Raw genomic sequence first — 6788 nt, 5'->3', positions numbered from 1 at the left:
CTAATCCGCGATGAACCAAAAAAAAGCCCAAACCAACGTGGTTTGGGCGGATACAAGTATAGGAGTTAATAAGGAAAATGCAGTAATTAAGAAAGCAGTGAGAAGAACAAGTTTGACGGCCTGTTAAACTTCTAAATACGCTGTTTTCTATATAATTTATGACCCACCATTTCCATTTCAGTTCCAAGAAAATTCATTATTTTTTTCTTTTTTTGTAAACACACAGCGATTCAATCGGTTAGTGCTGAGTTTTATTAACTGGTACGACCAATTTGTGAAAATGTGATGTTGCTTGCTTGTTAAATAAATGTACTAAGCGTATATTTCAAACAGTTGTTTAATACGAGTGATTGAAATGGCACCAAGAAGTACAACCAAAGACAAAATCTTAGATGTGGCTGAAGGCTTATTTGCTGAGCACGGTTTTAATGACACCTCTTTACGCACGATTACGAGTAAAGCGAATGTCAACTTAGCTTCAGTGAACTATCACTTTGGCGATAAGAAGACTCTGGTTCGTGCGGTACTCAATCGTTACTTAGAAGCATTTATGCCAGCACTGCAAGATGCATTAGTGAACTTAAACTTGAACGAAACGTATTCTATGAGTGACGTGTTTGAGTCTCTGAGACAGCCACTAAGAGCACTTAATGATGTTAGGCCAAATGGTACAAGCCGGTTCATGTTACTTATCGGCAGAGGCTATACAGATGTGCAAGGACACTTGCGTTGGTTCATTACTACCCGTTATAGCGAAGTACTTTCTTTGTTTACGACATCTGTAATGAAGGCGAATCCGAACCTCACTCAAGAACAGTTATTTTGGCGATTACACTTCACCCTAGGGACTTGTGTATTCACCATGGCATCAAGTCAGGCTCTGGTAGAAATTGCAGAGAATGACTATGACAGAAAGATAGATGCTAAGGCAGTGGTCGATATTCTTATTCCATATTTAGCCGCTGGCATGTCAGCAGAAGAATAAAACAATAAAAAGCGAAACATTCACAACCAATATAGTGAACAAAAGGATCTGAACTATGAGCTCTCTAAGACAAAAATGGGTAAGTGACCCAGCTTTTAAACTCTTTAAAAAAGTACTACCACCACTATCTAGCACCGAGAAAGAAGCGATGGAAGCGGGTAGCGTGTGGTGGGACGGAGAGCTGTTTTCTGGTAAACCAGATTTCACTAAGCTGCATCAATACCCAAAACCTCAGCTGACAGCAGAAGAGCAATCGTTCATGGATAATGAGCTTGAAACCTTGCTCGCTATGCTTGATGACCACCAAATTGTAAAAGAAGATCGAGACCTTCCTGAAGAGGTGTGGAACTTCTTACGCAAAGAGCGTTTCTTTTCGCTAATTATTGCGAAAGAGTATGGCGGTCGTGAATTCTCAGCACACGCTAACTCAACTATCGTAACTAAGATTGCGACTCGCAGTATCAGTACTGCGGTTTCAGTAATGGTTCCAAACTCTCTTGGTCCTGGTGAGCTGCTGTCTCACTACGGCACTCAAGACCAAAAAGACTACTGGCTACCTCGTCTTGCTGACGGTACAGATATCCCATGTTTCGCACTAACAGGCCCAGAAGCGGGTTCTGATGCGGGTGGTATCCCTGATGTCGGTACTGTGTGCATGGGCATGCACGAAGGTAAAGAGACGCTAGGTATCAAGCTTAACTGGAACAAACGCTACATTACACTAGCACCAGTGGCGACGGTACTTGGTCTGGCTTTCAAACTGCACGATCCAGAAAAGCTACTGGGTGACAAAGAAGACATTGGCATCACTTGTGCGCTAATCCCGGCTGACCACGAAGGTGTTGTGATTGGTGAGCGTCATGACCCACTTGGTCTTGCGTTTATGAATGGTCCAACACGCGGTCACGATGTATTTATTCCTATGGAATGGTTAATCGGTGGTGCCGATTACGCAGGTAAAGGCTGGCGTATGCTGGTGGAATGTCTGTCTGCAGGTCGTGGTATCTCATTACCCGCACTTGGCACGGCGATGGGCCACCTAACGGCGAAAACGACCGGCGCATACGCTTATGTTCGTAAGCAGTTCGGTATGTCGATTGGTAAGTTTGAAGGAGTTGCAGAGAGTTTAGGTCGTATTGGTGGCTTAACATATCTACTAGAAGCGACTCGTACACTAACAACTACTTCACTCGATATGAAAGAGAAGCCGGGTATCGTTACGGCTATCGCGAAATATCACATGACAGAAATGGCGCGTACTATCCTGAATGATTCAATGGATATCCACTCTGGTCGTGCAATTCAAGATGGTCCAATGAACTACTTAGCTGCGCCTTACCTAGGTATTCCAGTTGCTATCACAGTAGAAGGTGCGAACATCTTAACTCGCAACCTGATGATCTTCGGTCAAGGTGCGACACGTTGTCACCCATACGTGCTAAGCGAAATGGAAGCGGCAGCAAACCCAGATGAGAAGCAAGGTGCGAAGGATTTCGATAACTTGTTGTTCAAGCATATCTCTCACGCAACTAAGAACACGTTTGGTGCGTTCGGTGCGGCATTGACAGGCTCTAAGTTCATTAAAGCGGATATGAGCGGTCCAACGAAGCCTTACTACCAAGACTTAACTCGCTTGAGCCGTGCGCTTGCAGTGAGTGCGGATTTCGCAATGCTTACACTAGGTGGCGAACTGAAACGTAAAGAGCTTATCTCTGCACGTCTAGGTGATGGTCTAAGTTACCTATACATGGCGTCTGCAGCGCTTAAGAAGTATGAAGATGAAGGTCGTCAACAAGCTGACCTAGACTACGTACACTACGCGGTTCAACACTGTTTCCATAACGCGGCTAAATCGCTACAAGAAGCGTACAGAAACTTCCCGAACAAGATGGTAGGTAAAGTACTTAAAGGTCTAGTTTTCCCTGTCGGTAACCACTTTGAAAAACCAAGTGATAATCTAACGGTACAACTGGCAGAAAGCTTGATGACTCCGGGTGCACACCGTGAACGTCTAACTCACCTTTGCTACATAGGCAAAGAAGAAGAGGATAGTGTTGGCCTAATGGAGAATGCGTTCAATGCGATGTACAGCATCAAGCCTCTCGAACGTAAGATCTTCAAAGCAGTGAAAGAGGGCAAAGTGGCTCGTAAAGGTCTATTGCAAGATAAACTTGCTCAAGCACTGGCGGCAGATGTTCTTACTCAAGACGAAGTTGACCAAATCATTGCAGCAGACAAACTTCGCTACGCAGCGATTCAAGTTGACCACTTCAGTCATGATTACAGTGAAACTTTGACGCGAAAAGAGTTAAAACCTAAGCTAAATAGCGTTGCTTAGATAAAGAAATGACAAAAGGCCACCTTATTAGGTGCCTTTTTTTGTTTTTGTCGTAGAAGTTGCAATAGAGGCGTTAACAAATGGTGACTTAGTCAGCAAATATTCATTGAGTGCTCCAACCACTTGCATTTTCGCCACATTTTTACAGAAATTAGATGCCATTTGCGTACGAAACTTTTATCCTTAACCTGATTTTTTAAGGAAGTTGAATATGATCATCAAACCTCGAATTCGCGGATTCATCTGTACTACAACACATCCAGTCGGTTGTGAAGCTAATGTAAAAGAACAAATTGCTTACACAAAAGCTCAAGGCCCAATCGCAAACGCACCTAAACGTGTACTAGTTGTTGGCTCTTCAAGTGGCTACGGCTTGTCTTCACGTATTGCGGCTGCATTTGGTGGCGGCGCTTCAACTATCGGTGTTTTCTTTGAGAAAGCCGGTACTGAGAAAAAGCCTGGCACAGCTGGTTTCTACAACTCAGCAGCGTTCGACAAGCTAGCTAAAGAAGAAGGCCTGTATTCAAAAAGCCTGAACGGCGATGCTTTCTCTAACGAAGCGAAACAGAAAACAATTGACCTGATCAAAGAAGATCTAGGCCAAATCGATATGGTTGTATACTCACTGGCGTCTCCAGTGCGTAAAATGCCAGAGACTGGCGAAGTAATTCGTTCATCTCTAAAGCCTATCGGTGAAACGTACACGTCAACTGCGGTTGATACGAACAAAGACACAATCATCGAAGCAAGCGTAGAGCCTGCAACTGAAGAAGAGATCAAAGACACTGTTACTGTAATGGGCGGTGAAGATTGGGAACTTTGGATCAATGCTCTTTCTGAAGCTGGTGTTCTAGCGGACGGTTGTAAGACGGTTGCTTACAGCTACATCGGTACTGAACTAACGTGGCCAATCTACTGGGATGGCGCACTAGGTAAAGCTAAGATGGATCTAGACCGTGCAGCGACAGCGCTGAACGAGAAGCTAGGCCAAACTGGCGGTACTGCAAACGTTGCTGTTCTTAAGTCTGTAGTGACTCAAGCAAGTTCTGCAATCCCTGTAATGCCTCTTTACATCGCTATGGTGTTCAAGAAGATGCGTGAAGAAGGTATTCACGAAGGTTGTATGGAACAGATCTTCCGTATGTTCAGCCAACGTCTATACAAAGAAGACGGCAGCGCGCCAGAAGTGGATGAAGTGAACCGTCTACGTCTAGATGACCTTGAGCTTCGCGAAGACATTCAAGATCACTGTCGTAACCTATGGCCTCAAATCACAACTGAGAACCTAAAAGAACTGACTGACTACGTAGAGTACAAAGAAGAGTTCTTGAAGCTATTTGGTTTCGGTGTTGAAGGTGTTGATTACGAAGCTGACGTTAACCCAGCTGTTGAATTTGATGTAGCTGACATCTAATTCAAGTTATCGAATCTAAACGAAATAGGCGCTCATTGAGCGCCTATTTTTTTGTCTGCTATTTGGTTCAAGAGATTAAGAGCAGATATGGGATTCGAGTGGCGGGATGCGAAGAGATTTAAGAGCGGATACGGCTACCGCGATTCGAAGGGGGACAAGAGTAGAAATAAGGGATGAAGAGAGTTAAGAGCAGGAGTGGGGAAGAAGGCTTGAACCGCTTAAAACAGGTTATAAAAAATGCACTAACCCAAAGTGAATTAGTGCATTCGAAATATCTAAGCTTGGCTGCTTTTAATGCAGCAGATGCTAGCTAATTATGATGATGAAAGTACCTGCTAAGGTCATCAATATATTGGCTATCGCATAAGTACCCGCATAACCCAGAGCCGGAATCGTTGAGCGAGCGTGGTCATTTACGATGTCCATCGCTGGAGCGCAAGTTCGCGCGCCAATGATTGCACCGAACAACAAAGCTCGGTTCATCTTCAATACGTAAGCGCCAACCAAGTAAGCGAAGAATACTGGCAGCACACTCACTACTAGGGCAATACCTATTACCTGTGGGCCAACTTGGGTTAAGTGCTCAAATATCTTACCACCGGCGCTCAAGCCGATACCGACCATAAAGAACATCAAACCGAGGTCTTTGACCATGTTCAGAGCACCTTGAGGCACATAACCGAAAGTAGGGTGGTTCGCTCGTAGGAAACCAAGCATGATACCCGATAGAAGCAGGCCAACCGCGTTACCTAGCCCAAACGATACCTGACCGAATGTCATGGTGATCAAACCAAACAAAATACCCAAAATGAAGAAGCTACAGAAGGCCATCAAATCCGCCATTTGGCTGTGGATTGAGATGAAACCAATTTTCTCAGCTAGGCCGTGCACTCGACTCTTTTCACCACTCACCTGTAGGACGTCACCTTTAGAAAGCACGATGTTTAAGTCCATCGGCATTTCAATCTGAGCACGTACTACGCGGTTAAGGAAACAGCCGTATTCAGACAGGTTTAAGTCTGATAGGCGCTTACCTGCGATACTGTCACTCTTAACGACGATCTCTTCTTCCACGATACGCAGATCGAGAAGGTTACGGTCGAAAACTTCTTTACCGTTACGGAAGCTTGGGTCTAGACGAGCGTGGCTATCTGGGAAACCAACCAATGCGATCTCATCGCCTTCTTGCAGAATTGCATCACCATCTGGATGGGCAAGAATACCATTACGTCGAATACGCTCGATGTAACAGCCTGTTTGGCGATAGATGCCCAGTTCACGCAGATTCTTACCGTCAGTCCAAGAGATGAGCTCTGGTCCCACTCGATAAGCACGAATAATGGGCAAGTAAACCTTACGCTGACCTGAAGCGCCTAACCCACGTTCTTGGGCGATTTGCTCTGCCGAGTCGTGTAGGTTCACTTTTTGAAGTTTTGGAATCAAGCGAGCAAACATAATCATACTGATTAAGCCAACCAAGTAAGCCATCGCGTAACCGACTGAAAGGTTTTCGATAATCAGGCTCAAGTCCATGTTTCTTGGTAATTCTGCAAGCCCAGAATTCAGAGCATCTTGAGCACCTACCAATATCGGCGTTGCTGTTAAGGCACCTGCCATCATGCCTGCAGATAAACCAAAGCCTAGGCCAAGGTAATGACTACTGAAATAGGTTAGGGCAATTGCGGTAGAAAGTACCACAAGGCTCAGAATGAGGTAGTGCTTACCGTCTCTGAAGAAGATACCGAAGAAGTTTGGTCCAGCTTCAATGCCAACACAGTAGATGAACAGCATGAAACCAATGGTGAGCGCATCTGCGTTAAAAGAAAAGCCAAGATGTCCCATGATAAGGGAAGTAATCAAAACACCGATTGAATTACCAAGTTGGAGGCTACCGAAACGAATTTTACCAATGGCTAATCCAATCGATAAAACAACAAAGATGAGGAGAATGGGGTTTTGTTCTAACAGAAAAACAACGTCGATATTCACGGTGGTCGCTCAATAATTGGCGTGGAACACAGGGTAAGTTTGAAAGGTGAATTGTATCTAAA

The 6788-nt window shown here is 44.7% G+C and carries 4 protein-coding genes; 3 read left to right on the top strand and 1 reads right to left on the bottom strand.

Annotated elements, in window-relative coordinates:
• The first annotated feature begins 355 nt into the window (after window positions 1–355).
• The 3 genes from AB4512_RS19395 to fabV all read left to right on the top strand — a co-directional run bounded on the left by AB4512_RS19395 (window position 356) and on the right by fabV (window position 4737).
• On the top strand, window positions 356–985 hold the full coding sequence (locus AB4512_RS19395) for a TetR/AcrR family transcriptional regulator (RefSeq protein ID WP_017065403.1): 630 nt from the start codon (window positions 356–358) through the stop codon (window positions 983–985).
• 55 nt (window positions 986–1040) lie between these two features.
• Window positions 1041–3323 (top strand): acyl-CoA dehydrogenase, encoded by a 2283-nt coding sequence (locus tag AB4512_RS19390; protein WP_017071963.1) that lies wholly within the window; start codon window positions 1041–1043, stop codon window positions 3321–3323.
• Window positions 3324–3534: 211 nt separating this feature from the next.
• Window positions 3535–4737 (top strand): enoyl-ACP reductase FabV, encoded by a 1203-nt coding sequence (gene fabV / locus AB4512_RS19385; RefSeq protein ID WP_017060392.1) that lies wholly within the window; start codon window positions 3535–3537, stop codon window positions 4735–4737.
• A gap of 306 nt (window positions 4738–5043) precedes the next feature.
• Here fabV and AB4512_RS19380 read toward each other — a convergent pair whose 3' ends face one another.
• Window positions 5044–6726, bottom strand: coding sequence for an aspartate:alanine antiporter (locus AB4512_RS19380; protein ID WP_017060395.1), 1683 nt, complete (start codon window positions 6724–6726; stop codon window positions 5044–5046).
• Window positions 6727–6788 lie beyond the last annotated feature (62 nt).

The organism is Vibrio sp. 10N.222.52.B7, assembly GCF_041474275.1.
Taxonomy (GTDB): domain Bacteria; phylum Pseudomonadota; class Gammaproteobacteria; order Enterobacterales; family Vibrionaceae; genus Vibrio; species Vibrio crassostreae_C.
Note: the sequence above shows the minus strand (reverse complement) of the source record. Positions and strands in the feature narration are given on the sequence as shown.

Bases quoted from the DNA above. Each gene is read 5' to 3' on its own strand.
- AB4512_RS19395 (WP_017065403.1), top strand. From the start codon at position 356: ATGGCACCAAGAAGTACAACCAAAGACAAAATCTTAGATGTGGCTGAA.
- AB4512_RS19390 (WP_017071963.1), top strand. From the start codon at position 1,041: ATGAGCTCTCTAAGACAAAAATGGGTAAGTGACCCAGCTTTTAAACTC.
- fabV (WP_017060392.1), top strand. From the start codon at position 3,535: ATGATCATCAAACCTCGAATTCGCGGATTCATCTGTACTACAACACAT.